The organism is Streptomyces sp. NPDC055506 (assembly GCF_053643595.1).
Window position 1 is genome coordinate 1 of record NZ_JBSHKH010000117.1, and the last position, 25,929, is coordinate 25,929.

Annotated in this window: 21 protein-coding genes and 1 tRNA gene; 4 read left to right on the forward strand and 18 right to left on the reverse strand. The window is 70.4% G+C overall.

All coding sequences use genetic code 11. From position 1 onward, the window contains the following. Nucleotides 1-49: 49 nt before the first annotated feature. The 7 genes from ACWIF2_RS31890 to pgsA all read right to left on the reverse strand — a co-directional run bounded on the left by ACWIF2_RS31890 (nucleotide 50) and on the right by pgsA (nucleotide 5,964). Complete coding sequence (locus ACWIF2_RS31890; protein ID WP_454364377.1) at nucleotides 50-802, reverse strand: YebC/PmpR family DNA-binding transcriptional regulator; 753 nt, start codon at nucleotides 800-802, stop codon at nucleotides 50-52. Between the two features lie 48 nt (nucleotides 803-850). Further along, nucleotides 851-1,459 (reverse strand): pyridoxal 5'-phosphate synthase glutaminase subunit PdxT, encoded by a 609-nt coding sequence (pdxT, locus tag ACWIF2_RS31895; protein ID WP_454364378.1) that lies wholly within the window; start codon nucleotides 1,457-1,459, stop codon nucleotides 851-853. A 13-nt stretch (nucleotides 1,460-1,472) separates the two neighbouring features. After that, entirely contained in the window at nucleotides 1,473-2,378 is a 906-nt protein-coding gene (pdxS, locus tag ACWIF2_RS31900) for a pyridoxal 5'-phosphate synthase lyase subunit PdxS (protein ID WP_184597240.1), read from the reverse strand. 128 nt (nucleotides 2,379-2,506) lie between these two features. Next, on the reverse strand, nucleotides 2,507-3,052 hold the full coding sequence (locus ACWIF2_RS31905; protein WP_454364379.1) for a hypothetical protein: 546 nt from the start codon (nucleotides 3,050-3,052) through the stop codon (nucleotides 2,507-2,509). A gap of 97 nt (nucleotides 3,053-3,149) precedes the next feature. Then, a complete protein-coding gene (locus ACWIF2_RS31910) occupies nucleotides 3,150-4,313 on the reverse strand; it encodes a glycosyltransferase family 4 protein (RefSeq protein WP_454364380.1) in 1,164 nt (387 codons plus the stop codon). Continuing rightward, nucleotides 4,310-5,218: a phosphatidylinositol mannoside acyltransferase gene (locus tag ACWIF2_RS31915; RefSeq protein WP_454364381.1), complete on the reverse strand. Its 909-nt coding sequence runs from the start codon at nucleotides 5,216-5,218 to the stop codon at nucleotides 4,310-4,312. Before ACWIF2_RS31915 ends, ACWIF2_RS31910 begins: the two co-directional genes overlap by 4 nt. Beyond that, on the reverse strand, nucleotides 5,215-5,964 hold the full coding sequence (gene pgsA, locus ACWIF2_RS31920) for a phosphatidylinositol phosphate synthase (protein WP_454364382.1): 750 nt from the start codon (nucleotides 5,962-5,964) through the stop codon (nucleotides 5,215-5,217). The genes ACWIF2_RS31915 and pgsA overlap by 4 nt, the downstream gene beginning before the upstream one ends. 216 nt (nucleotides 5,965-6,180) lie before the next feature. Between pgsA and ACWIF2_RS31925 the strand changes: the two genes are divergently transcribed. Together ACWIF2_RS31925 and ACWIF2_RS31930 are read left to right on the forward strand one after the other, a co-directional pair. After that, entirely contained in the window at nucleotides 6,181-8,379 is a 2,199-nt protein-coding gene (locus ACWIF2_RS31925; protein ID WP_454364383.1) for an elongation factor G-like protein EF-G2, read from the forward strand. A 171-nt stretch (nucleotides 8,380-8,550) separates the two neighbouring features. Continuing rightward, nucleotides 8,551-10,218: a hypothetical protein gene (locus ACWIF2_RS31930; protein WP_454364384.1), complete on the forward strand. Its 1,668-nt coding sequence runs from the start codon at nucleotides 8,551-8,553 to the stop codon at nucleotides 10,216-10,218. Nucleotides 10,219-10,351: 133 nt separating this feature from the next. On the opposite strand, the gene ACWIF2_RS31935 is transcribed toward ACWIF2_RS31930, so the two are convergent. The 4 genes from ACWIF2_RS31935 to ACWIF2_RS31950 form a co-directional block, all read right to left on the reverse strand. Beyond that, nucleotides 10,352-10,912, reverse strand: coding sequence for an HIT family protein (locus tag ACWIF2_RS31935; RefSeq protein ID WP_311124712.1), 561 nt, complete (start codon nucleotides 10,910-10,912; stop codon nucleotides 10,352-10,354). A 66-nt stretch (nucleotides 10,913-10,978) separates the two neighbouring features. Then, nucleotides 10,979-12,955 (reverse strand): threonine--tRNA ligase, encoded by a 1,977-nt coding sequence (gene thrS, locus ACWIF2_RS31940; RefSeq protein ID WP_454364385.1) that lies wholly within the window; start codon nucleotides 12,953-12,955, stop codon nucleotides 10,979-10,981. Nucleotides 12,956-13,046: 91 nt separating this feature from the next. Next, the gene (locus tag ACWIF2_RS31945; RefSeq protein WP_454364386.1) at nucleotides 13,047-14,288 is read right to left on the reverse strand and encodes a hypothetical protein; all 1,242 of its coding nucleotides are present in this window, start codon (nucleotides 14,286-14,288) and stop codon (nucleotides 13,047-13,049) included. Beyond that, nucleotides 14,285-14,851, reverse strand: a complete 567-nt coding sequence (locus tag ACWIF2_RS31950) for a DUF4365 domain-containing protein (protein ID WP_382497656.1) — start codon at nucleotides 14,849-14,851, stop codon at nucleotides 14,285-14,287. Before ACWIF2_RS31950 ends, ACWIF2_RS31945 begins: the two co-directional genes overlap by 4 nt. Before the next feature lie 169 nt (nucleotides 14,852-15,020). Here ACWIF2_RS31950 and ACWIF2_RS31955 point away from each other — a divergent pair, with 169 nt between their 5' ends. Further along, nucleotides 15,021-15,749, forward strand: a complete 729-nt coding sequence (locus tag ACWIF2_RS31955; RefSeq protein ID WP_215122594.1) for a 3'-5' exonuclease — start codon at nucleotides 15,021-15,023, stop codon at nucleotides 15,747-15,749. Between the two features lie 114 nt (nucleotides 15,750-15,863). Here the strand turns inward: ACWIF2_RS31955 and ACWIF2_RS31960 are convergent. Continuing rightward, nucleotides 15,864-15,935 (reverse strand) — tRNA-Val (locus tag ACWIF2_RS31960). Nucleotides 15,936-15,974: 39 nt separating this feature from the next. Then, nucleotides 15,975-16,421 (reverse strand): SRPBCC family protein, encoded by a 447-nt coding sequence (locus ACWIF2_RS31965; RefSeq protein ID WP_454364387.1) that lies wholly within the window; start codon nucleotides 16,419-16,421, stop codon nucleotides 15,975-15,977. A 61-nt stretch (nucleotides 16,422-16,482) separates the two neighbouring features. Here ACWIF2_RS31965 and ACWIF2_RS31970 point away from each other — a divergent pair, with 61 nt between their 5' ends. Further along, nucleotides 16,483-18,888, forward strand: coding sequence for an SCO7613 C-terminal domain-containing membrane protein (locus ACWIF2_RS31970; RefSeq protein WP_454364388.1), 2,406 nt, complete (start codon nucleotides 16,483-16,485; stop codon nucleotides 18,886-18,888). Nucleotides 18,889-18,895: 7 nt separating this feature from the next. Here the strand turns inward: ACWIF2_RS31970 and ACWIF2_RS31975 are convergent, their stop codons facing one another. The 5 genes from ACWIF2_RS31975 to ACWIF2_RS31995 all read right to left on the reverse strand — a co-directional run bounded on the left by ACWIF2_RS31975 (nucleotide 18,896) and on the right by ACWIF2_RS31995 (nucleotide 25,512). Next, the gene (locus tag ACWIF2_RS31975; RefSeq protein ID WP_454364389.1) at nucleotides 18,896-21,637 is read right to left on the reverse strand and encodes an exo-rhamnogalacturonan lyase family protein; all 2,742 of its coding nucleotides are present in this window, start codon (nucleotides 21,635-21,637) and stop codon (nucleotides 18,896-18,898) included. A 120-nt stretch (nucleotides 21,638-21,757) separates the two neighbouring features. After that, nucleotides 21,758-22,348 (reverse strand): hypothetical protein, encoded by a 591-nt coding sequence (locus tag ACWIF2_RS31980; protein WP_454364390.1) that lies wholly within the window; start codon nucleotides 22,346-22,348, stop codon nucleotides 21,758-21,760. Between the two features lie 7 nt (nucleotides 22,349-22,355). Continuing rightward, nucleotides 22,356-23,219, reverse strand: coding sequence for a carbohydrate ABC transporter permease (locus ACWIF2_RS31985; protein WP_454364391.1), 864 nt, complete (start codon nucleotides 23,217-23,219; stop codon nucleotides 22,356-22,358). After that, on the reverse strand, nucleotides 23,219-24,223 hold the full coding sequence (locus ACWIF2_RS31990; protein WP_454364392.1) for a carbohydrate ABC transporter permease: 1,005 nt from the start codon (nucleotides 24,221-24,223) through the stop codon (nucleotides 23,219-23,221). Before ACWIF2_RS31990 ends, ACWIF2_RS31985 begins: the two co-directional genes overlap by 1 nt. Next, the gene (locus tag ACWIF2_RS31995) at nucleotides 24,223-25,512 is read right to left on the reverse strand and encodes an ABC transporter substrate-binding protein (protein WP_454364393.1); all 1,290 of its coding nucleotides are present in this window, start codon (nucleotides 25,510-25,512) and stop codon (nucleotides 24,223-24,225) included. Before ACWIF2_RS31995 ends, ACWIF2_RS31990 begins: the two co-directional genes overlap by 1 nt. Nucleotides 25,513-25,929 lie beyond the last annotated feature (417 nt).

Sequence of the window (25,929 nt, forward strand, 5' to 3'; positions counted from 1 at the left end):
GGTGGGACGTGTCCCACCGGCCCGCCGAAACTCGCGGCGCGCGGCAGCGCTACGCGTCGACCTTCTCCATGATCTCGTCGCTGACGTCGAAGTTGGCGAAGACGTTCTGCACGTCGTCGCTGTCCTCGAGCGCGTCGATCAGCTTGAAGATCTTCTTGGCGCCCTCCTCGTCCAGCTCGACCTGGACGGACGGCACGAAGCTGGAGTCGGCGGAGTCGTAGTCGATGCCGGCTTCCTGGAGGGCGGTGCGGACCGCGACCAGGTCGGTGGCCTCGCTGATGACCTCGAAGGACTCACCGAGGTCGTTGACCTCCTCGGCGCCCGCGTCCAGGACGGCACCCAGGACGTCGTCCTCGGCCAGCTCGCCCTTGGGGACGATGACGACGCCCTTGCGGCTGAACATGTACGACACGGAGCCCGGGTCGGCCATCGAGCCGCCGTTGCGGGTCATGGCGACGCGGACGTCGGAGGCGGCGCGGTTGCGGTTGTCGGTGAGGCACTCGATGAGCACCGCGACGCCGTTCGGGCCGTAGCCCTCGTACATGATCGTCTCGTAGTCGGCGCCGCCGGCCTCGAGACCGCCACCGCGCTTGATCGCGGAGTCGATGTTCTTGTTCGGAACCGACTGCTTCTTCGCCTTCTGGACGGCGTCGTAGAGCGTCGGGTTTCCTTCGAGGTCGACGCCGCCCATGCGCGCCGCGACCTCGATGTTCTTGATCAGCTTCGCGAAGAGCTTGCCGCGCTTGGCATCGATGACGGCCTTCTTGTGCTTAGTCGTGGCCCATTTAGAGTGGCCGGACATCTGCCTGTCTCCTTCGCGTAACCCATCTCAGCAACGAACGCAGGAATCCTACAAGGACTCGGCTGTACGGTTCGCGCGCACCATGTCCACGAACAGGCCGTGCACACGGTGGTCGCCGGTCAGTTCCGGGTGGAACGACGTGGCCAGGGCCACGCCCTGGCGGACCGCGACGATATGGCCGTCGTGCTCGGCGAGCACCTCGGCCTCGGCGCCGACGGACTCGACCCAGGGGGCGCGGATGAAGACGCCCTCCACCGGGGCGCCCTCGACGCCCTCGACGTCGACGGCCGCCTCGAAGGACTCGTTCTGCCGGCCGAAGGCGTTGCGGCGCACGATCATGTCGATGCCGCCGATGGTCTCCTGGCCCGAACGCGGGTCGAGGATCTTGTCGGCGAGCATGATCATGCCGGCGCAGGTGCCGTAGACGGGCAGGCCGTCCCGCACGCGCGCGCGGAGCGGGTCCATCAGGCCGAACAGGACGGCCAGCTTCGAGATGGTGGTGGACTCGCCGCCGGGGATGACGAGGCCGTCCACCTCGGCGAGCTCTTCGGGGCGCCGCACCGGCCTGGCCACGGCATCGGCCGCGGCCAGGGCGACGAGGTGCTCCCGTACGTCGCCCTGGAGGGCCAGGACGCCTATGACGGGGGTGTCGCTCATGGGTTCCTGTGCCTTACCAGCCGCGGTTGGCGTAGCGCTCGGTCTCGGGGAGGGTGTCGCAGTTGATGCCGACCATGGCCTCGCCGAGGTTGCGGGACGCGTCGGCGACGATCTTCGGGTCGTCGTAGAAGGTGGTGGCCTTCACGATGGCGGCGGCGCGCTTGGCCGGGTCGCCGGACTTGAAGATGCCGGAGCCGACGAAGACGCCCTCGGCGCCGAGCTGGCGCATCAGGGCCGCGTCGGCCGGGGTGGCGACACCGCCTGCGGAGAACAGCACGACCGGCAGCTTGCCCAGCTCGGAGACCTCCTTGACCAGCTCGTACGGGGCGCGCAGGTCCTTGGCGGCGGCGTACAGCTCGTTGTTGTCGTAGCCGCGCAGGCGGGCGATCTCGTTCTTGATCTGGCGCAGGTGGCGGACGGCCTCGACGACGTTGCCGGTGCCGGCCTCGCCCTTGGAGCGGATCATCGCGGCACCCTCGGCGATGCGGCGCAGGGCCTCGCCCAGGTTGGTGGCGCCGCAGACGAAGGGGGTGGTGAAGGCGAACTTGTCGCTGTGGTTGACCTCGTCGGCCGGGGTGAGGACCTCGGACTCGTCGATGTAGTCGACGCCGAGGGACTGCAGCACCTGGGCCTCGACGAAGTGGCCGATGCGGGACTTGGCCATGACCGGGATGGAGACGGCGTCGATGATGCCCTCGATCATGTCCGGGTCGGACATGCGGGCCACGCCGCCGTCCTTGCGGATGTCGGCCGGGACCCGCTCCAGGGCCATGACGGCGACGGCGCCCGCGTCCTCGGCGATCTTCGCCTGCTCCGGCGTGACGACGTCCATGATGACGCCGCCCTTGAGCTGCTCGGCCATGCCGCGCTTCACACGGGCGGTGCCGGTCTCGGGAGCCTGGTTTTCGGAGATGGACACGGGTGACCTCGCTGCTGGGAAAGAGGGGTTTTGTGCAGCACCGAGGAAACGTGAGGGGAGCAGGCCACAGCAAGGGCCAATGAGAAGCCGGTGGATTGTTTTCGCCCTGCGGCGGTGGGGTCCCGCCGTCAGGAGCCCGCGCGGTCGGCCAGCGCGGCCGGTGGTTCGTCGTCCATCTCGAAGGCCATCGGGAACGGTGCGTGGCCCGCGAGGCGGAACCAGCGGACCTTGCGATGGCGGCGCAGCGCGCGAGCGGCGCGTACGGCGTCGTTGTGGAAGCGGCGGGCCATGGGGACGCGCCGCACCGCCTGTACGAGCTCGGTCGCGGCCTCCTCTCCCCCGGGCGCCTCGCGTACCGCCTCCACCTGCGCGGGCTCGGCGAACACGGCGCGCAGTGCCTGACTCAGCTCGCTCTCCGAGACCTCCCGCTGTTCCTCCTCCGCCTGCCGGGCGGCGTGCGCGGCCTCGTAGAGCACGATCGAGGCCGCCGGATCCAGGACCCCGGACGTGGCCAGTTCCTGCGCCACCGAGGCCCGGCGCAGCAGCTGCGCGTCCAGGGCGGCGCGGGCGGCGTCGATCCGGGCGTGGAGACGGTCGAGCCGGCCGGCGGTCCAGCTCAGATACAGCCCGATCGCGACCAGGGCGACGGCGATCCAGATGAGAGTGGTGGTCACGGGCGGCAAGGCTAGCGGCCCGGCCGGCCTCCCGGTTCACCCCGCCCCGACGGAGCCGCCCTTCCGCTCCGCCCGGGCGGAATCTGTCCGTCCGGTCTCAGTCCCGGGCGAACCCCAGTCTGGCCCGAAGCCCTGTCACCCGGTCGTCCTCGGCCACCGCCGCCGCGCCCGCCGTCACCGTCTCGTAGACGGACAGGATGTCCGCGCCGACGGTCGACCAGTCGAAGCGCCGCACATGGGCGCTCCCCCGCTCGCGCAGCTCCGCGCGGCGCTCCGGGTCCGCCAGCAGCCGGACGGCCGCGTCGGCGAGGGCGTCGGCGTCCTCGTTCGGGAACAGTTCCCCGGCCGCCCCACGGTCCAGGACCTGCGCGAAGGCGTCCAGGTCGGAGGCGAGGACGGGGGCACCGGCGGACATGGCCTCGACCAGGATGATGCCGAAGCTCTCGCCGCCGGTGTTGGGCGCGACGTACAGGTCGACGCTGCGCAGGAAGCGCGCCTTGTCCTCGTCGCTGACCATGCCGAGGAACTCCACGCGGGAGCGCAGCTCGGCCGGCAGTGTCTCCACCGCCTCCTCCTCGTCACCGCGCCCCGCGACCAGCAGCCGGGTCCCCGGGCGGGCGGCGAGGATCTTCGGCAGGGCCTTCATGAGCACCGGCAGTCCCTTGCGGGGCTCGTCGATGCGCCCGATGAAGCCGATCGTGTCGCCCTGCCACTCGGCCTTGGGCTCGGCCTCGGCGAAGAAGTCGACGTCGACGCCGTTCGGAATCACTACCGCGTCCCCGCCGAGGTGCTCCACGAGGGTGCGCCGGGCGTACTCGCTCACCGCGATCCGCGCGCTGATCTTCTCCAGGGCGGCCTGGAGGATCGAGTACGCGGCGATCATCGCCCGGGAGCGCGGGTTGGAGGTGTGGAACGTGGCGACGATCGGGCCCTGCGCCGCCCAGCAGGTCAGCAGGCCCAGCGACGGCGAGGTCGGCTCGTGGATGTGGATCACGTCGAACGCGCCGTCGTGCAGCCACCGGCGCACCCGGGCCGCCGAGAGGAAGCCGAAGTTCAGCCGGGCCACCGAGCCGTTGTACGGCACCGGCACCGCGCGCCCGGCCGAGACGACGTACGGCGGCAGCGGGGTGTCGTCGTCGGCCGGGGCGAGGACGGACACCTCGTGGCCGCGGCGGATGAAGTATTCGGCCAGGTCACGGATGTGGAACTGGACGCCGCCCGGTACGTCCCAGGAGTACGGGCAGACGATGCCGATCCTCACGTGGATCCCTTCGCTGGATCGAGGTCCGCGAGCCACAGGCGCTGCAGCATGTGCCAGTCCTCCGGATGGTCGGCGATCCCTGAGGCGAAGGCGTCGGCCAGCGCCTGTGCCATCACAGACGTCTTCTCGGCGCGCGTGCCTGACTCGGGCACCTCGACGGGCGGGTGGACGCGGCCCCGCATCACGGGCGAGTCGTCGTACCAGAGGGTGACGGGGAGCAAAAGGGCGCCCGTCTGCTGGGCGAGCAGGGCGGGTCCGGCCGGCATCCGGGCGGTGTCGCCGAAGAAATCGACCTCGACCCCGGAGGCGGAGAGGTCGCGGTCGGCGACCAGGCAGACCAGGCCGCCGTCGCGCAGCCGCCGGGCCAGGGTGCCGAAGGCGGTGCCGCCGCTGTGCGGCAGGACCTCCATGCCGAGGCTCTCGCGGTAGGCGACGAACCGGTCGTACAGCGTCTCCGGCTTCAGGCGCTCGGCCACGGTCGTGAACGGGATGCCCAGCTCGGTGGTGACCCAGGCGCCGGCGAGATCCCAGTTGCCCAAGTGCGGCAGGGCGAGTATGACGCCCTTGCCGGCGGCCATGCCCTCGGTGAGGTGGTGCAGGTCCTTGGGGTCGAAACCGCCCTTGATCCGTTCCTTGCTCCAGGCGGGGAGCCGGAACGACTCCATCCAGTAGCGCAGGTAGGAGCGCATGCCCGCGCGGGAGAGCTCGGCCAGCCGCTCGGGCCCGGCGTCGGGCACCACGCGCGCGTAGTTGCTCTCCAGGCGCTGGACGCCCTTGCCACGCTGTTTCCATGCGAGGTCGGCGATGGTCTGCCCGAGCCGTACGGCGACCGGCTCGGGGAGCTTCCTGACGGTGCTCCAGCCGAGGCCGTACAGCGCGTCCGTCACCCGGTCCTGTGCGCTCACGTGGCCGCCTCGCTCCCGTGAGAGGCGTTGTGCTGCTCGCCCTCATTGTCCCGCGCGGCCGCCTCGGCCTCGGCGGACTCCCGGCGGACCGTGACGACCCGCTGGATCAGCGTGACGAGGCTGCCCACGGCGACGATCCACAGGGCGACGGGCAGCAGGTACTGGATGCCGGGCACACCGAACGCGTGCAGGCCCGCGAGCCCGGCCGCGACCAGCGAGATCACCAGCCGCTCGGCCCGCTCGACCAGCCCGTTGACGGCGACCGGCAGACCGATCGACTCCCCGCGGGCCTTGGTGTACGACACCACCTGGCCGCTGGCCAGGCAGAAGATCGAGACGGCGCACAGGACGAGGTCGTCGCCGCCTCCGGCGTACCAGAGGATGAAGCCGGCGAAGATCGCGCCGTCGGCGACCCGGTCGAGCGTGGAGTCCAGGAAGGCGCCCCAGCGGCTGGAGCGGCCGAGCTGGCGGGCCATGTTTCCGTCGACGAGGTCGGAGAACACGAAGAGTGTGATCACGACCGTGCCCCAGAAGAACTCGCCCATGGGGTAGAAGACCAGCGCGCCCGCGACCACACCGGCGGTGCCGATGAGCGTGACGGCGTCGGGGCTGACGCCGCGCCGGATGAGAAACGCGGCGAACGGTGTGAGGACACGCGTGAAGAATGCACGCGCGTACTTGTTCAGCATGGCCTTCCCGAGGGTCGGTGTCGCCGCATGGCCCCTGCTGGCCACCGGCTGGCCCATCGTAGCCACGCGCGCGCGTGGCCGAGGGGCGGGCACCCGGACCCCCGCGGCGGATCCGGCGCGCCGCTGGTGGGCGGCGCGATCGCGTCCCTCGTATGGACGCGCCGTGACGGGAGTGGAAAGCTCGAATAACCGCGGGCGTCGCCGGAGCCGCCATGCACGCGGAGCCGCGTGTCCGCGCCCACAGTGACCTCACCGTGCACGGGAGGCAGGATCATGGGCGACAAAGGACAGACACACCCTGGGGCCGCCGGCAGGGCACAAGCGGCCGACCACCCTCAGTCCGTACGGAATGTGGTGCTGGTCGGCCACTCCGGATCGGGCAAGACCACCTTGGTGGAAGCCCTCGCACTCACGGCGGGGGCGGTGAACCGGGCGGGCCGTGTGGAGGACGGCGGCACCGTCTCCGACTACGACGACATCGAGCACCGGCAGCAGCGCTCGGTGCAGCTCTCCCTGGTGCCCGTCGAGTGGGACGGCATCAAGGTCAATGTTCTCGACACTCCCGGATACGCCGACTTCGTCGGTGAGCTCAGGGCCGGTCTGCGAGCGGCGGACGCGGCCCTCTTCGTCGTCTCGGCCTCGGACGGCGTGGACGGCTCGACCCGCATGGTGTGGGAGGAGTGCGCGGCCGTGGGCATGCCCCGGGCCATCGTCGTCACGCACCTGGAGGCGGCGCGCGCCGACTTCGAGGAGATGACGCGGACCTGCGCGGAGGCCTTCGGCGCTGACGATCCCGACGCGGTCCTGCCGCTCTACCTGCCGCTGCACGGCCCGCAGGCACCCGACGGGCACGCGCCCGTGACCGGCCTGATCGGGCTGCTGTCGCAGAAGCTGTTCGACTACTCGACCGGCGAGCGCAAGGAGTCGGAGCCGGGCGAGGACGAGCTGCCGCTGATCGAGGAGGCCCGCAACCGGCTGATCGAGGGGATCATCTCGGAGAGCGAGGACGAGACCCTCATGGACCGCTATCTCGGCGGGGAACAGGTCGACGTCGGGACGCTGATCGAGGACCTGGAGCGTGCCGTCGCGCGCGGGGTCTTCTTCCCCGTCCTGGCCGCCGCCCCCGCCTCCGACGGCGCCCGGCAGGGGCTCGGCACGGTGGAGGTGCTGGAGCTGATCACGCGGGGCTTCCCGACGCCGCTGGAGCACGAGACGGTGCGGGTGACCACGATCGACGGCAAGCCGCGCGAACTCAGGCCCTGCGACCCGGACGCGCCGCTGGTCGCGGAGGTGGTGAAGACCTCCTCCGACCCCTACGTCGGCAGGCTGTCGCTGATCCGCCTGTTCTCCGGCACCCTGCGCGCCGACCAGACGGTCCACGTCTCCGGGCACGGACTGGCCGACCGCGGGCACGAGGACCACGACGTCGACGAGCGGATCGGCGCCCTGTCCACGCCGTTCGGCAAGCAGCAGCGCCCGGTGTCGCACGTCATCGCGGGCGACCTGGCGTGCGTGGCCAAGCTGAGCCGCGCCGAGACCGGCGACACCCTGTCCGCCAAGGAAGACCCGCTGCTCATGGAGCCGTGGCAGATGCCCGACCCACTGCTGCCGCTGGCCATCCAGGCGCACAGCAAGCCGGACGAGGACAAGCTCTCGCAGGGCCTGTCCCGGCTGGTGGCCGAGGACCCGACGATGCGGCTCGAACAGAACCAGGACACCCACCAGGTGGTCCTGTGGTGCCTGGGCGAGGCGCACGCCGACGTGGCCCTGGAGCGGCTGCGCAGCCGGTACGGCGTCCAGGTCGACGTCGTGCCGCACAAGGTGTCCCTGCGCGAGACCTTCGCGGACAGGTCGGGCGGACGCGGCCGGCACGTCAAGCAGTCCGGCGGGCACGGGCAGTTCGCCATCTGCGAGATCGAGGTCGAGCCGCTGCCGGGCGGCTCCGGCATCGAGTTCGTGGACAAGGTCGTCGGCGGCGCGGTGCCGCGGCAGTTCATCCCGTCGGTGGAGAAAGGCGTACGGGCCCAGGCCGCCAAGGGGGTTGCCGCCGGGCATCCGCTCATCGACGTACGCGTGACGCTCCTGGACGGCAAGGCGCACTCGGTGGACTCCTCCGACGCCGCGTTCCAGACGGCCGGCGCGCTCGCGCTGCGGGAGGCGGCGTCCGACGCGCGGATCCATCTGCTGGAGCCGGTGGCAGAGGTGTCGGTGCTGGTCGGCGACGACTTCGTGGGCGCGGTGATGAGCGACCTGTCGGGGCGGCGCGGCCGGGTGCTCGGCACCGAGCAGACGCCCGGCGGGCGCACCGTGATCCGGGCCGAGGTGCCCGAGATCGAGATCGGCCGGTACTCGGTCGACCTGCGGTCGCTGTCGCACGGCACGGCACGGTTCAGCCGCCGGTACGCGCGGCACGAGCCGATGCCGCCACAGGTCGCGGAACGGGTGCGTGAAGAGGCGCGCCAGGCCTCGTAGTTCGCGCCCGGCGCCACCAAGTGGCCCTCGTGAGGGCTTCCCTCCGCCTCGGCGGGCGGCTTGACGGCCGCCCGCCGACGGATGTCGGTGTGTGCGGATACGCTGATGACCTGATCAACAGGTGTGCGGAGCGCGGAAGTCGGGAAGGCCGCAGATGCGGATGCGGCAGCGATGGGGGCGGCAGTGACAGACGGATTCGACTTCAGCCCAGGGGCCCAGGTGCCTCTGGCGGGTTCGGCTGGGCAGACGGCGGCGACCTACGCGCTGGCGGCGGCGGCGTACCGGGACGACGAGGTCACCACGATCCTCAAAGCCGACAACGAGTGGCACCAGTCGAAGGTGAAACCGCCGCGCCCCTGGGCGAAGATCCTCCGTCCCAGGTTCGGCGAGGCCTTTTCCCGCGCCATCATCGACCGGATGCTGGGTGCCGGGCGCAACCCCGTCATCCAGTCCTTCGGCATCGAGCCCCAGGTCGTCGTGGAGCACTGCCTGGCGGCCCACCGCATCCGCCGCGACCGCGACAACTGGCTCTCGGCGATCACGGTCATCTGCGGGGTGCTCTTCCTGCCGGGCTTCCTCGTGTGGCTGCTGGTGTTCACGCTGCGCACCACCATGGCCAAGCGCGAGGACAAGCGTGCCGGCGCCCTCGCCACGACCCTGCTGGTCGCGGTGGGCGCGCTCGCCGTGCTGTTCCTGATCAAAATGCCCTTCACGGGATTCTGGGCCTTGTACGGGCGCGCGGCGGTCATCATGCCGGTCGTCGGCTGGTTCTGGGCCAAGCAGATCTGCGAGCGGACCGCCCGTGACCTGCGGGAGCGCTGGTCGAGCCTGCTGTCGGGCGGTGGCGTGGGCGCCAAGATCCCGGAGGCCGTTCCGGGCAACCCGGGCGACGCGGCCGAGCAGGTGCGCAAGGAGCTGGCCCGTCTCGGCGCCGAGCAGCGGTCCAACTCGGTCTTCTACGCCGGCCCCAAGGGCATACTCGGCATGGGCACGCGGTGGGGCAGCTGGCAGCTGGCCGAGGAGCTGGTCTCCGCCGATCCGGACAAGGAGTTCCACCCCTTCCGCAGCTGGGACGTCATCGTGGCGATCCAGGGCGGCCTGGGCATGCTGGAGCGCACGTCCATCAACACCGGCGGTTTCCCCAAGCCTTCCATCACGCACTGGATCGTCACGCCGATCGGCGAGAAGGCGACGGAGGTGTCCCGGCCCAGCGGCACGGACGTCGACGCGTACACGGTCCGGACGCATGCGATACAGGACATCTGCAACAAGCAGCAGTTCGGCAGCGGCGACCGGCACTACCTGGGTGTGCAGTGGACCCTCTGGGACGGCCATCTGGTGATCACGATGCTGATCACGGTGACCGTGCTGCACGACACCTTGCGCATCGAGGTCACCGGGCACGCGCTGGGGCCGGTGAACCCCCTGTTCAACGAGAAGCCCGCGGCCAAGGAGAAGGCGGTGCAGAAGGCTCTCCGGTTCTGGGAGACCCGCACCGTCAAGCTCCCCCTGATCGACGCCGACGAGGTGGTACGGCTGGCCGCGCGCGCCCCGCTGACCTGGTACCCGCCGCTGCTGAACTGGCTCGGCGGCAGTCTGACGCTCCCGGAGCCGTTCGGTCTGCGGCATGCGTGGGCCGACCAGCCGTGGCGGCACCGCTTCATGGCGGACGACGCGTTGCGGGCGGCTACGCCTGTGCTGCGTGTGGTGCATGCGGCGGCGCTGAAGGTGCTGCGGGAGAACGGCGTGGATGTGGAGAAGTTCGGGTCCAGGTCGGCGGCGCTCAGTGGGGCCGTGCAGGAGGCTTCGCCGAAGAAGGCGGACGTGTACGACGCGTAGGCCTCCGGCGGTTGAGCCGTACAACCACAGGCCGGTGGGGGCTGGTGTCCCTGGGGGCTGCGCCCCCAGACCCCCATCGGCCTGAACGGCCTCGTCCTCAAACGCCGGACGGGCTGGGAAGTGCCGGCCCGGCTCAGCTCGTCGGCCAGGCCTCCGCCAGCATCTTCCGGGTGTCCGCCAGCAGCTGCGGCAGCACCCGCGTATGTCCCACCACCGGCATGAAGTTCGTGTCCCCGCCCCAGCGCGGGACGATGTGCTGGTGCAGATGGGCCGCGATGCCCGCGCCCGCCACCGTGCCCTGGTTCATGCCGATGTTGAAGCCGTGCGCGCCGGAGGCCGTGCGCAGGGCCGTCATCGCCTGCTTGGTGAGTTCGCCGAGTTCGGCGGTCTCCCCCGCCGTGAGGTCCGTGTAGTCGGCGACGTGCCGGTAGGGCACGGTCATCAGGTGCCCGCCGTTGTACGGGTAGAGGTTGAGCACGGCGTAGACCTGCTCGCCGCGCCGGACGACCAGCCCGTCCTCGTCGGACTTGGCCGGGATGGAGCAGAAGGGGCAGCCGTCGCCCGAGCCCGGGCCGGTCGGCTTGTTCTCGCCCTGGATGTAGGCCATCCGATGGGGCGTCCACAGACGCTGGAACGCGTCCTGCGTCCCCACTCCCAGCTGCTGCTCCGGCTCACTCGTCATGCAGTGCAGCATATGGCGTCGAGCTGGGGGGACGGCAAAGGCCCCCGGGATCTCCCCGGGGGCCCGTACGCCGTGTGATCAGACCTGCGTCCGCTCCTCGACGACCTTCTGGATCTTCGCGATGGCCTCGTCGAAGGGGATGCCGTTCTCCTGGGAACCGTCGCGGTAGCGGAAGGACACGGACCCGTGGGACATGTCCTCGTCGCCCGCGATGACCATGAAGGGCACCTTCTGCTTCTGCGCGTTGCGGATCTTCTTCTGCATCCGGTCGGAGGAGGAGTCGACCTCGACGCGCAGGCCCTGCCGCTTGGCCGCCGCCGCGAACTTCTCGAGGTACTCGACGTGCGCGTCACCGATCGGGATGCCGACCGCCTGGACCGGGGCCAGCCACGCCGGGAAGGCGCCCGCGTAGTGCTCGAGGAGCACGGCGAAGAAGCGCTCGATCGAGCCGAACAGCGCGCGGTGGATCATGACGGGGCGCTGCTTGGCGCCGTCCGCGCCCGTGTACTCCAGGTCGAAGCGCTCCGGCAGGTTGAAGTCGAGCTGGATCGTCGACATCTGCCAGGTGCGGCCGATGGCATCCTTGGTCTGGACGGAGATCTTCGGGCCGTAGAAGGCGGCGCCGCCCGGGTCGGGCACGAGGGGCAGGCCCTGCTTCTCGGCGACCTGGCGCAGCGTCTCCGTGGCCTCTTCCCAGGCCTCGTCCGAGCCTACGAACTTCTCCGGGTCCTTGGTGGAGAGCTCCAGGTAGAAGTCGGTCAGGCCGTAGTCGCGCAGCAGGCCGAGGACGAAGGTGAGGGTCTTGTCGAGCTCCTCCGACATCTGCTCGCGGGTGCAGTAGATGTGCGCGTCGTCCTGGGTGAAGCCGCGGGCCCGGGTCAGGCCGTGCACGACGCCCGACTTCTCGTAGCGGTAGACGGTCCCGAACTCGAAGAGGCGCAGCGGCAGTTCACGGTAGGACCGGCCGCGCGCGTCGAAGATCAGGTTGTGCATCGGGCAGTTCATGGGCTTGAGGTAGTAGTCCACGCCCTCGTCGAGCTGCATGGGCGGGTACATGCCGTCGGCGTACCAGTCCAGGTGGCCCGAGGTCTCGAAGAGCTTCCCCTTGGTGGCGTGCGGGGTGTAGACGAACTCGTAGCCCTCTTCCTCGTGGCGGCGCCGCGAGTAGTCCTCCATGACCCGGCGGATGATGCCGCCCTTGGGGTGGAAGACGGCCAGGCCGGAGCCGATCTGCTCCGGGACGGAGAACAGGTCCAGCTCGCTGCCGAGCTTGCGGTGGTCGCGCTTCTCGGCCTCCGCGAGGAACTCCAGGTGCTGCTTCAGCTCGTCCTTGGTGGGCCATGCGGTGCCGTAGATGCGCTGGAGCATGGGGTTCTTCTCGCTGCCGCGCCAGTAGGCGGCCGCGTTGCGCATCAGCTTGAACGCCGGGATGTTCCGGGTGGAGGGCAGGTGGGGACCGCGGCAGAGGTCCTTCCAGCACAGCTCGCCGGTCTTGGCGTCCAGGTTGTCGTAGATCGTCAGCTCGCCTGCGCCGACCTCGACGTCCGCGCCGTCGTCGGAGGAGGCCGAGCCCTTGAGGCCGATCAGCTCCAGCTTGTACGGCTCGCCGGCCAGCTCCTCGCGAGCGGCCTCGTCGGTGATCGCGCGGCGGGCGAACTTCTGGCCCCGCTTCTGGATCTCCTGCATCTTCTTCTCGATGGCCTTGAGATCCTCGGGCGTGAACGGCTTCTCGACATCGAAGTCGTAGTAGAAGCCGTCCTTGACGGGCGGGCCGATGCCGAGCTTGGCCTCGGGGAAGAGCTCCTGCACGGCCTGCGCCATGACGTGCGCGGTGGAGTGGCGCAGGATGTTCAGGCCGTCCTCGGAGGAGATCTCGACGCCCTCGACCTCGTCGCCCTCGGACAGGGCGTACGACAGGTCCTTGAGCTCGCCGGCCACGCGCGCGGCGATGATCGAGCGCTCGCCGGCGAAGAGCTCGGCGGCCGTAGTGCCCGTCGTCACCACGCGTTCTTCCCGCTCGGAATCGCGCTGGATGATCACACGGACGTCTGACACCGGTCTCTCCTGACTGAAGGTGGGGCTGCGGCGCCATACGGGAGCGCACACGAGTATGGATCGTACCGACCCCGGGGCGCCGACCGCGAAATCAGTCCTCGCAGTCCCCGCGATCGCCTCCGCAGGCCTCCTCGAAGAAGGCCGCCATCCCGGCGTTCTCCTGCAGCGCCTTCATCAGCCGGTCCCGTTCGGCGTCGTCGACCTGCACGGGTACGACGCCGTGGGCGCCGGTGAGGCGCCGGAAGCCGCCCCGGCTCTCCAGCCGGCCCTGCACCCGCACCGGCAGTCCGACGAGGTGGGCGTGCCCGGCGATCCGGTAGCCCTCCTCGTCCAGGGTGATCCGGACGTTCGGGATCTCGGCCCCGGCCAGGACCCGGAGCCGGACGGTGCCCTCGCCGCGCGGCCCCGACCTGCGCAGCCGCACCACCGCTCCGGTGATCCGCACCGGCACGGCGGGTTCCTCGCGAAGATAGCGGGCGCCCGCCTCGCGCAGGACCGGCAGGTCGCCGGGCGAGAACTCGACGGGCTCGGCGGAGGGCGCGCAGCCCTCGGGAACACCGGCCGCAGGGGCCCACTCGACGGCGATCCGGGCGCCCTCCGTGCCCCGGACCAGAGCGACGAGGGCCTCGGTGAGCTCATGGCTCACCCCTGCCTCGACCGCGGCGTCGAAGGCGTCCATGCCGCCCGTGGCCCGCTGGTAGTCGATGGCCTCACGGGCGGCGTACAGCGCCTGGTGGAGGCGTACGGCGACGGGGCGGCCGTCGGCGACGGGCACGAAGGCGGTGAGCCGGCCGTCGGCGGCGGATCCGACGAGGACGTTCTCCAGGGACGCGGCGGCGGAGCGGCGGTGGCGGGCGCCGTGATAGCCGGCCCGCGCGCGTGCGGAGAGTGCCGCCGCGAGCAGCATCCGGCGGGCCGCGGTGCGCAGCCGGTCCTCGACGATCCAGGGCGCCGCACCGGCGGGCCCGGCGGGGACGTCGTGCCACCAGCGGATCTCGTCACTGGGCACGGCGAGGGAGACGAGGACCTCGCGGGCGGAGGGCGAGCCGCTGCGGGACAGGGCGAGCAGGGCCTCGCCGAGGAGGTCGTCGCTGTCGGGGAAGGCGCGGCTCTCCGGCACCAGCAGGCTGGTGCCGCTGCCGCCGGGGCCGGGCGGGGTCCAGCGGCCGTAGCGTCCGGGGGCGCCGCCGCGCCGCAGCCAGCCGTGCCGACGCAGCAGGGCGCTCAGCACGGCAGGGTCAACCTCGCGGGGCTCGGGCGGAGGGCCGCTCCAGGAGTCGACGGGGTGGGGCCGCACGGCCCTCAGTGGCTCCTCGGTCGGGCGGTGCGTCACGGTTTCCCTCCCGTCCCGACCCGCGTCATGATCTCGCACAGGGCCCGGTCGTCGAAGATGCGTGCGGTCGGTATGCGCACGGTGGTGCGGGTGCGGCCGGTGATGGGCTGGCCTGCGAGGTTGGTCCAGTAGCAGCAGTGCCTGAGGTCGAGCCGGTCGTGGCCGGCGCGCAGCCAGTCGTCCTGGGAGCGCGGCACCAGCATCACCACCAGGATCTTGTGGACCGAGACGGGTGTGCGGGCGAGTTTCGCCAGGTGGGCGTTGTCGAGTGTGAAGGAGAAGGTGCGGCCCGGCGGGTTGGGCGGCACCTGGTAGGTGGCCTTGAGCTGCACCTTGATGGTGACCTCGTCGTCGACCGTGTGCCCGGGGGCGCTGTGGCTGACGTGCCAGTCGATGCCGTTGTCGGGAAAGGGCTGGGACAGCGAGCAGCCGGCGGCCGCCGCGACGGCGTGCAGATAGCCGACCTGCAGTGTCTCCATGCAGGCGGTGGTGGCGAGGGTGCCGCGGGAGGGAGCCGTGCGCTCGGGCAGCAGCCCGCCCCGTTCGGGCTGCGCAATGGCCATGGCCAACAGCCTTCCAGAACAAGTGAGTCCCCGTGGCGGGCCGCTGAACTGCAACAACCCGTACTCCTGTTGTCTCCTTCCGGCGTAGTACGCAAACAGCCCGGGTATCACCGAATCGGGCAGCGGACGGTGCGTCAACTGCCGAAGGTGAACGAGGGGTTGTGTGGCTATGACGACGTGCTGGTACGAGGGGGCGCTGGCCGCCTTCGACACGGAGACGACGGGCGTGGACGTCGAGACCGACCGGATCGTGTCGGCCGCCGTCGTCGTCCAGGACGCCCCGGGCGTCCGCCCGCGGGTCAGCCGCTGGCTGGTGAACCCGGGGGTTCCGGTGCCCGCCGAGGCGACGGCGGTGCACGGGCTGACGGAGGAGCACCTGCAGCGCAACGGCCGGTGGCCGGCGCCGGTGATGTACGAGATAGCGGAGGTGCTGGCCGAGCAGGCCCACGCCGGCCGCCCGGTCGTGGTGATGAACGCGCCGTTCGATCTGACCCTGCTGGACCGGGAGTTGCGCCGTCATCGCGCCTCGGCCCTGGACCGCTGGTTCGAGCCGGCGCCGCTGCTCGTGCTCGATCCGAGGGTCCTGGACAAGCATCTGGACCGGTACCGCAAGGGCCGCCGCACGCTGACCGATCTGTGCGCGCACTACGGCGTCACGCTGGAGGGCGCGCACGACGCGGCGGCCGATGCCGTGGCGGCGCTGGAGGTCACCCGGGCGGTGGGCCGCCGGTTCGCGTCCCGGCTGGAGCGGCTCGCCCCCGGTGAACTGCACACCCTGCAGGCGGTGTGGCACGCGGCGCAGGCCCGGGGCCTCCAGGCGTGGTTCGCGCGCAGCGGTGTCGAGGAGTCGGTCGACCCGGCCTGGCCCTTGCGTCCGGACCTGCCGGCGGCGGCCTGAGCATCTGGTCCGGGGCATCCGGGCATCCGGGCATCCGGGCATCCGGGCATCCGGGCATCCGGGCATCCGGGCATGAAAAAACCGGTCCGTCTGAGACGGACCGGCTGTTTCCGGTGGGCGATACTGGGTTCGAACCAGTGACCTCTTCGGTGTGAACGAAGCGCTCTCCCACTGAGCTAATCGCCCGGGAACGGACTGAACAATACAGGCCCCGGCACGTTTCCTTCAAACCGCTTCGAGGTGCCTGACGAGTCCGCGCCGCCCGGACCGCATCATCAGCGTGTGGTTGGCGCGGAAGACGGGCCGTCCCGGTACGGCGAGCCTCCTCAGCAGCGGCTTGGTCACGCTGACGACCTGGTCGTACCGCGCGAGGCTGCCCGGCCCGAGCGGTGTGACCGTCCAGCGCGCCCAGCCCTCGATGTCCCCGGACAGGGCGGTCTCCAGCACACCGGCCGCGGGGTCTCGCCGCACCTCCCGCGCCGTGAATGTCATGTCGTACGGCAGGACGGAGCGGATCCGGATCACGCCGGTAGTCTCGTCGAGCCGGGTCACCTGCCGGACCTGCCGCCACCAGCGGGGGTAGTCCTCGGCCCGTTCCAGCGCCTCGTAGACGGTGGCGGGCGGCGCGGTCAGGGGCCACAGACTGCGGAAGCGGTAGTGGTTCCAGTCCATGCCCGCAGTCTGCCCACTCCCGGTGGGGGATGTCTGAGTACGCGCCTGAGTATCCGCGCTCATGCCGTACGAGGTGACGCGGACCACACTGCCAGACATGACGCACCTACCGCCCCCGGCCGAGGAGTTGCGGCTCCTCGATGCCGAACTCCGGCAACTGGACGCCCGCAGGGCCCAGTTGCTGACACGTCGCGCCTGGCTGGTCTCGACCCTGCAACGGGCCCAGCAGCCGCTGCCGGTGGCCTGGTCACCCACGGCACCCCGCCCGGAGACCGCCGCGCCCAGCGTGCAGAACGTGCTCCTGGTCCTCGGCGGCGTGCTGCTCACGCTCGCGGCCGCGGTGTTCACGCTGGTCAGCTGGGGTCATATGGGGATCACCGGGCGGGCGCTGGTGCTCGGCGCGGTCACGCTGGCCGCGCTCGCCGGGCCTGTGCTCCTGCTGAAGCGGGGGCTGCGGTCGACGGCCGAGTCCGTGGCGGGGCTCGGGCTCGCCCTTACAGTCCTGGATGCCTACGCCCTGCACGAGGCCGCCCTCACCGGGACGGACGGGACCGGGTACGCGGCGGCCGCGTCAGCGGTGCTCGCGGTGATCTGGTCGGCGTACGGCCTGCTTCCGGCCACGGCCGCCCTGCGGCTGCCCCTGCCCTCCGCCCTGGCCGCGGCCCAGTTCCCGCTGCTGCTGTGGGCCCTGGCCGCCGATGCGGGGCCGTACATGATCACGGCCGCGCTGCTGGTGACGGCAGGGCTCGACACGGTGGTGGCGCTGCGGGTGACGGCCGGGGCGGTGCGGATCGCCGCTGTCGTCGGTGCGTACGGCATGGGCGGCTGGGGCGCCCTGGCCGCGGGCTGGCTGTCCTTGGCGGCGAACGATCCGGGCAACGCTGCCCGAGCCGGGGGGCTTCTCCTGCTCGCGGCGGCGATCGCGCTGGGCGCGGCCTGGCGGACCCCGGGCACACGACACTCCCTCGGTCTCACGATCGCCTCGGGACTGCTCACCGTGGGTGCGCTCGGTGGGGTCGCGCGCTCCGGACTGCCGTCGGAGTGGGCGGTTCCGGCCCATCTGGTGTGCGGGATCGCCCTGTTGGCGGCGGTGCGGGCCGGGCGGCTGCCCGACGCGATACGACACGGGTTCGCCTGGGCCTCCGGCGTCGTACAGGCGCTGGCGCTGCTGTGGACGCTGCCCGTCGTCACCGTGGCGCTGCTGGGTCCGGCCGGCTGGGTGGGCCGTGTGTGGAACGGCGCTCCTTCGGACGCCCGCACCGCGGTGACCGTCGAGGCGCCCTGGCCCGCGGACTCGGCAGCGGCTCCCGCCGTGTTGATCGCCGTCGCGGCCGTCCTCGCCCTGGCGATCCGTACGGAGCCTTGGCGTGCGCGGGCCCGGCTCGGTGCGCTGGGCCTGCTCTGGGCGACGGCGCTGATGCTTCCGGCGGTTCTCGGGATTCCGTACGTCGCGGGGATGTCGGTCCTGGGAGTCATGACGGCGGCAACGCTGTACATGGGCCGGACCACGGTGCCCTCCGCGCGACTCACGGCTCTCGTCCTCGCCCTGGTCACCTCCGTCAGCCTCGTCCTGACCGCTCTCGCCTCCCAGACCGCGACCCTCGTGGTGCTGTCGTTGCTGGTGGCAGTGTTCGCCGCGGCCTCATGGCAGACGGGCGTCGCCCCCGTCACGGCTCCGGCCGCGCTCGTGTACGCCGCCGCCCTGGCCTCGGCCACCGGTGCCGCCGCGGACTGGCCGGCGGCCGGAACCGCCCTGCTGGTCCTGGCCGTCCCCGTGGCCGCCGCGCTGCTCGCGGCGCGGCTCGGTGAGCACCGGGCGACTCTGCCGGTCGAGATCGTGGGAGCCGTCACCGGCCTGCTCGCCGTGGGCCTCGCCGTCACCGATCCGCCGCTGCTCGCCCTGGTGCTGGCCCTGTGCGGAGTGATCGCGGCGGGCACGGCACTTCGCCCCGACCGTCGTCCCGTCGGCTACGCGGCCACGGCCCTGTTCGTGCTGGCCGCGTGGGTACGTCTGGCCGCCTGGGACGTCGGCACACCCGAGGCCTACACGCTCCCGGTGACCGTGCCCGCGCTGCTCGTCGGCGCCCTGCGCCGGCGCCGCGATCCGCGCGCGTCCTCCTGGACGGCGTACGGCCCCGGACTCGCCGCCACCCTGCTGCCGAGCCTCGTCGCGGCCTGGGCCGACCCGCACTGGACGCGACCGCTGCTGCTGGGCACGGCGGCACTGCTCATCGCTCTGCTGGGAGCGCGGCACCACCTCCAGGCGCCGCTGGTGCTCGGCGGCTCCGCGCTGGCCCTGGTCACGCTGCACGAACTCGCCCCGTACGTCGTGCAGGTGACGGGCGCGCTCCCCCGCTGGGCGCCCCCCGCCCTCGCCGGACTCCTGCTGCTCGCACTCGGGGCGACGTACGAGCAGCGGATCAGGGACGTCCGGCGGGTGCGGGAGGTGCTGGGCAGGATGAACTAGCGCCCGGTCAGGGCATCTTGTCGCCCACCAAGGCCAGGTTCTGGATCGCCGCCAGGCCGTAGAGGGCCGTGGCGTTGGTGGACACCCAGGCTGCCTCGCTGCCGGGGACCAGGCCGGTCGGTCCCTCGATCTTCTTCGTGGACCAGTCGGTGGACTCCTTGTAGTCCCAGGTGTCGGCGCTGTTGTAGAACTGCCGCCAGGCCCGGGCGGCCAGCTTGTCGTCGCCCGCCTGGACGGCGGCGTAGGCGTCCTGCCGGGAGTGGCCCTGGAAGAGCAGCAGGGAACCGAAGTCGGAGCCGTAGCGGGCCTTCTGCTCGGCCTTGGTGGCGTTGAAGTAGCGGCAGTAGTCGAGCCACGCCTCCTTGAACTTCGGCATGTCGATCTGGTCGATCAGCTCGGCGCACAGCTCGACCAGGCCGAACATGGCCGACAGGTGCGAGACGCCGACCTTCGGTTCCTTGTCCACGGCGAACTTGCCGGTGTCGAGGTCGTAGAGCGCGCTGCCCTGGACGAAGCCGTTGGGCTGGGCGGCGATGGTCTCCATCGTGGACAGGACCCTGGCCTTGGCCTTCTCCCACTTGGGTCCGCGCCGCTCCCACTCGGTGAGCCAGGCCGAGACCAGGCCGCTCCAGTCGGTGCCGAAGCCGATGGACAGGGCATTGCGGTCGGGCGTGTACGGCTCGGTGCGGATCTTGCGGATGGGGTCGAGGACGAGGAACGTCTCGTCGGAGTCGACGTTGGCGTGCATGAGGTCGCCGACGCGTTCGTCCGCCGTGAGGAAGTAGTAGTAGCGGCGATAGGTGGTATTGGCGATGCGCTGCTGCTTGGCGCTGTCGGCGTAGTGCTGGACACCGTGCCGGGTGCCGAGGCCCGCCCATTTGCCCAGGTGGTAGACGTCGACCTCGCCGGTGTGCCGGGTCATGGCCTCGGCGAAGCGGAAGATGTCGGCGCGGCCGGAGCGCATGTAGGCGAACCACAGCCACAGGTCGGGCGACAGCTCGGAGTTGTCCCAGGCGTAGCCGCCGACGTCGTAGCACCACTGGTGACGGCTCGGGTCGTAGCTGTGCATGATGTCGCCGTAGTCCCAGAAGCCGTACCAGCGACGCTGCTCCACCTGGTCCTTGTAGTAGGTGAAGAGGAAATCGAGGTGGTCCTCGATCTTCGCCTTGGCACTGGTGGAGCGGTCCGGCGCGGAGAACAGCTTGCCGAAGACGCCCGCCTTGATGAGCTGCTTCGGCGGGGCGGCAAGCTGTGGCGGAGTGCGTACGGCCGCCACCTGCCGGGCCATCGCCTCGGCGCTCGGCGTGGAGTCGTGGGCCCAGAAGAGGAGTTCGCTGGTCCGGGCGATGCCGTAGGGGGTGCCGAACTCGGGCTCGTAGTCCTCGTAGGTGATGTTGAGGCCTTCGAGCTGTTCGGGGTAGGTGTCCTGGCCCATGCCGTCGTGGTAGAAGCGCAGGTCCATGGGCTGCGCCTCGGGCGACCAGAGCCAGAGGGTGACCTCGGCCGTGTCGGTCTGGGCATCGCGGATGTCGAGCTGGGCGGGGAACTTCTCCCAGAAGTCCCGCAGACCGAAGGCGAATCCGCCGCTCGCGCCACCCACGTACCCGAAGCCGCTCGCCCGCCGCCCGCCGCCCGCGCCGATCCAGCCGTGCCCCTTCTTCGTCCGCTTCCGGAGCGTGAAGCCGTCAGCGGAGAGCTGGGAGAGGGTGTAGTCGCCCCACTCGGGGATGTACTGGAGACGGGTGGTGACCCGCTGGTCCCAGGTGGCCGGGTCGGGCAGCTTCTTGCCCTCGAACTGGGCCGTGCGGACGGCCGCCCCGGGGTCGCGGCGCAGTCCGGTGATGCCCTTGACGGCCTCGCGGAGCAGCCCGGTGCCGTCACCGCCGATGCGGACGTGCCGGTCGTACGCCTGGTCCCGCATCGGCACCTGGAAGCGCACGCCGAGTCCGCGGATGAAGTCGCCGCTCGCCTTCGAGGGCTCCTGGGTGCCGTCGAAGGTGAGAGTGTGGACCATGCGGAAGGAGTCGGCGCCCGCGTAGAAGTAGAGCCGGATCGAGAACGGCAGCCAGTTGCGGCCTCCCTTGCGGTGCTTGCCGTCGATGCGGACGACCGCGCGGACCGGGCCCTCCTGCTCGACCTCGACCTTGGAAATGGCGCCGTCGAAGCGCTCGGTCTTGACCGCGCCCTGGTCCTCGTCCTCGATCTCGGGCTGGCGGATCAGCACGAGCCGGCCGTTCTTCGCGATCTCCGTCGAGCCGCGGGTGACCGACTTGACGATGGTGGACCCGGACTTGCCGATCTTCGCGGTGATGACGCCGGTGGAGATGTCGACGGTGCCGCCGCTCTTGTCGACGGTGACCTTCTTCTCGGGGGCGGCGGGGGTGCCGGCGGCGAGGGTGAGCTTGCCGTTGCCCGAACCGACGGCGTGCGCGGTCCACTTGAGGGAGCCGTCGGGCCAGTAGGCGATCGGCCAGGACTGCACGGGAACGGCCTTGCCGTCCGCGTCCGTGACCGCGAAGGTCTGCTCCTTCTCGTAGGCGCCCTTCGGCCAGGGGACACCGACGGTGGAGCCGGGGGCCGCGCCGAGTCCGCCGTCCTCCAGCCAGTCGAGGGTGACCGGGTCGGCGTCGGCGGGCTCGGCTCTTGGGGCGGCCTGCGCGTCCTGCGCCCCCAATGCCCAGCTGAACTGGGCGGCGGCTCCGGCGACGGCGGCCGCCTTGAGGAGGGACCTGCGGGGGATGGGAGACATAGAGATGCTGCCTTTCCTAGTCCGTTCCGTGTCCGTGCGGGATTCCGTACGCTGGTCAGGGGCATGACAGTGAGAGGTGCGGCGCCCGGGGCGCCGACCTGAGGTTGAGGGAACCGCCGGTCAGCGGTGCCGGTACCGCTCCTCCACGGCGACGGCCGCCGCCGCGACGGCCCCGAGGACCGGGACCGCCAGCGGCGCGACGAACCAGGCGGACAGGGCCACCACGGCCAGCCCGCCGATGATCAGGAAGGACCCGGCAGGGTCGAGAACCGTCCGCCGCCAGGAATGCGCGAGCAGCGTCCGCCACCGTTCCTCCGGCCCCCAGACCGCCGCCGCACGCAGCCCCGCCACGACGAGGGCGATCAGCGCGACGACCCCGACCGCTCCGACGAGCGGCCCGCCGGGAATCCCCGCCCGGGCAGCCTGGACGTCCACCCACACCGCGGCCACCGCGGCCCACCCGGCGAGCCCGGCGAGCCACCCGCCGCGCAGAGCCGTCCGGAAGTCGGCGACGAACTCCCGCCACCCACCGCCCTCATGCGCGGTACGGCGCCGCAGATGCCGCGCACCCGCGGCGAACGCGGCCGGATACGTCACGACCCCCAGCGAGGCCACCGCGATCCACACTCCGGTCAGCAGACACTCGGCGAACACCGCGAACCGCTCGGCGAACACCGACTCACCACGTGCCTTCACTCGGGTCCCGGCCATGCTCACCTCAGCCCTTCAGACCCGACGTGGCCATACCGTCGATCAGATACCGCTGGAAGGCCAGGAAGAAGGCGAGAACCGGCAGCAGCGCGACGAGCGACATGGCGATCATGCCTCCGTAGTTGGCCAGCCCCTCCTGGTCGACGAACATCTTCAGGCCGAGCGAGACCGTGTACTTGTCGGGCTCGTTGAGGTAGATCAGCGGGCCCATGAAGTCGTTCCAGGCATTGATGAACGTGAAGATCGCACTGGTGATCAGGGCCGGGCGGCACAGCGGCAGCATGATCGACCAGTAGATCCGCAGGTGCCCGCAGCCGTCGAGCCTGGCTGCCTCGTCGAGTTCCTTGGGCAGATTGCGCATGAACTGCACCATCAGGAAGACGAAGAACGCCTCGGTGGCCAGGTACTTCCCGAGCAGCAGCGGAGTATAGGTGTTGATCATCTCCATGTTGCGGAACAGCACGTACTGCGGGATCAGCAGCACGTGGTACGGCAACAGGAGGGTGCCGATCATCAGCGTGAACAGCAGATTGCGGCCCGCGAACCTGATCCTCGCGAAGGCGTACGCCGTCAGCGAGCAGGACACCACGATCCCGATCACCGAACCGACCGCGAGAAACAGTGAGTTGAAGAAGAACGTGGAGATCGGGATGTCGGCGATGCCGTCCGCGAGACTCGTGTAGTTGGAGAGGACCGGATCGCCCGGGAAGAGATCCAGGCTGCCGACGACGTCCTCGCTCTTCTTGAACGAACCGCCGACGACCCAGATCACCGGGTAGAGGATCACCGCGAGGATCACCAGGGAGCCCAGGTGCCAGGCGAGGGAACCGGGCAGTTTGTGACGCGAAGTCGAGAGTCCGGTGGAGCTCATCACGCGCCCTCCTCGTAGTGCACCCAGCGCTTCTGGGACCAGAACAGCACCGCCGTCACCAGGGCGACCGCGACGAGCAGCATCCAGGCCATGGCGGAGGCCAGACCCATCCGGCTGTTCTCGAAGCCCTGGACGTAGAGATAGCAGGTGTAGACCATCGAGCCGTCCGCCGGACCACAGGCATTGCCACCGGCACCCCCACCGACGATGTACGCGGAGCTGAAGATCTGGAAGGAATGAATGGTCTCCAGCAGGACGTTGAAGAAGAGCACCGGGGAGATCATCGGCAGCGTGATGTTCCAGAACCGCCGCATCTTGCCCGCCCCGTCGACCTCGGCCGCCTCGTACAGCTCGCGCGGGACCTGCTTGAGGCCGGCCAGGAAGATCACCATGGGCGCGCCGAACTGCCAGACGGTGAGCGCCACCAGGCTGTAGATGATCATGTCGGGGTCGCCGGTCCAGCCACCGACGTCGATCCCGAAGCTCTTCTGCACCCGGTCCACGATGGCGTCGTCCGAGAAGATCGCCTTCCATACGATCGCGATGGAGACGCTCGCCCCGATCAGCGACGGCGCGTAGAAGGCGGCCCGGTAGAAGGCCTGCCCGCGCCGGCTCTGGGCCAGCAGCAGCGCCACCCCGAGGGCCGCGATCAGCTTCAGAGGCGTTCCCACGACGACGTACCACAACGTCACCTGCACCGAATGACGCCAACGCGGATCGCCGAACATCTCCGAGAAGTTGTCGAGACCGATCCACTTGGGCGCGTCGAACAGGTTGTAGTCGGTGAACGCGAAGTAGAGCGAGGCGACCATCGGGCCCGCGGTAAGGAGCAGAAAGCCCGCGATCCACGGGGACATGAAGAGATAGCCGGCCAGGTTCTCCCGGCGCCGCCGCCGCTTGAGGGCGGCGGGGCGCTCGGGCTTCACCGGACCGTGCCGCGGCTCGGAGCCCTTGTCCTGGGACAGGCCCTCCATCGCAGGGGCGTGTGTCACGGTGGTTCCCATCAGGTGCCGAGAGCCGTCTTCGACTCGGTGAAGAACTGCTTGACGGCCTCGTCCACCGACCTCTTGCCCAGGGCGAGCTCCTCGGCGATGCGCAGGAACGCCGACTCACAGATGTCCGCGCCGTTCGGGTGCGGTGTGATGGGCTCCAGGACCCCGGCCTTGACGAGGGACTCCTCGTAGGCGGCGATCGCCTTGTTGACCTCGTCGGTCGGCTGGTACGCGTCGTACTGGGCCTGCGTCGCGGGCACACCGCGGTCGTAGCCCATGATCTTGGCGACCTCGGGGTCGTGCACCATGAAGTCGATGAACTGGGCGACCTCCTTGGGGTGCTGGGTGCGCTTGGAGGCGCTCAGCATCAGCGAGCCGAGGTACTGGCCCGTCTTCTTGCCGTCCGTCGTCGGGATGGGTGCCAGGCCGTACTCGCTCTTGCCCTCGCTGGTGTAGCGGACGGTGAAGTTGTCCCAGGTGAACTCGCCACCGGCGAGCTCGGCGGCGACCGCCGACTTGGGCTTGTTCTGGACGACCTTCTTGGCATCGGCGTAGATGCCCTCCTCCACGCCCTTCTTGGCCTTCGTCCACCAGTCCGTCAGGTCCGCCTCGGTGAAGCCGAGTCCGTCCTCGGTGAAGAACGCCTTGCCGTTCTGGCGCAGGTACAGGTCGTAGAGGTACATGACGCCGTACATGCCGCTGTCCCCGGCACGGCCCGTCTTGTCGCGGATCTTCTTCATCGCCGCGTCGAAGTCGTCCCACGTCCAGCCCTGCTCGGGCTTGACGCCTGCCCGGGTGTAGACGGGCTTGTCGATGACCAATGCCATCGAGTTGGAACCGACCGGAACGCCGAGAAGCTTGCCGTCAACCTCGCCGAACTTCTCGAGACCGGCGCGGAATCCCTCCATCCGAAGGTTGCCGGCATCGGCCTGCTCACTGAGATCGAGCAGCACGTTCTTCGCGTCGTATTTACGGAGGAAGCCGATGGCATTCTGGAAGACGTCCGGCGGATTTCCGCCGGAGGCCTGGGTGTTGAACTTCTTCCAGAAGTCGAGATAGGGCTGGAAGTCCGTTTTCACCTTGATCTTCGGGTACTTCTTCTCGAAGAGCGCGATGGTCTTGTTGATTCTCTGGGCACGGTCCTCCGCACCCCACCACGCATAACGAATCGTCACGGTCCCGTCGGCGGAGGCCCCTCCGTCACCACCGCAGCCGGTCGTCGCGGCCAGCCCCAGCGTGACCGCCGTGGCCCCGGCCGCCTTCAGGACCGTACGTCTCTCAACATTCCTGCCGTTCACCACGGTTGGACCTCCCCGCACGTCGTCCCGCTCGCATGAATCGTTTCAAGTAAGCGCTTGCTGGCACAAGGTACGGAGGGGCTGAGAGTGCGTCAATGATTCGGACAAGATTTTCTTACCGAGGGAGGTGGGTGCCGGACGGGGCGGGGTGTTGGCGCCGACGAGCGGCTAAGGCGACGTCGCTGGTGAGGTGCGCACGGCCGAGGGAGCGAACACGACCGGGCCAGCCGCCGGAGTTTCGGGCACGACCGAAAGACGACGGCGAGGCGGCGAGCCGGGCGGGGGCTGGATTCGGCCACGCGATGGCCGACAGACCGAGACGGACCCGGATGCGAGGCACTCGCCGTGACGGCTGAGGCCGGGCGGGTCCGCAGCCCGGCGGAACGGGGTGCCGCTGCGCCCACCCGTGCCGCCCTTAGC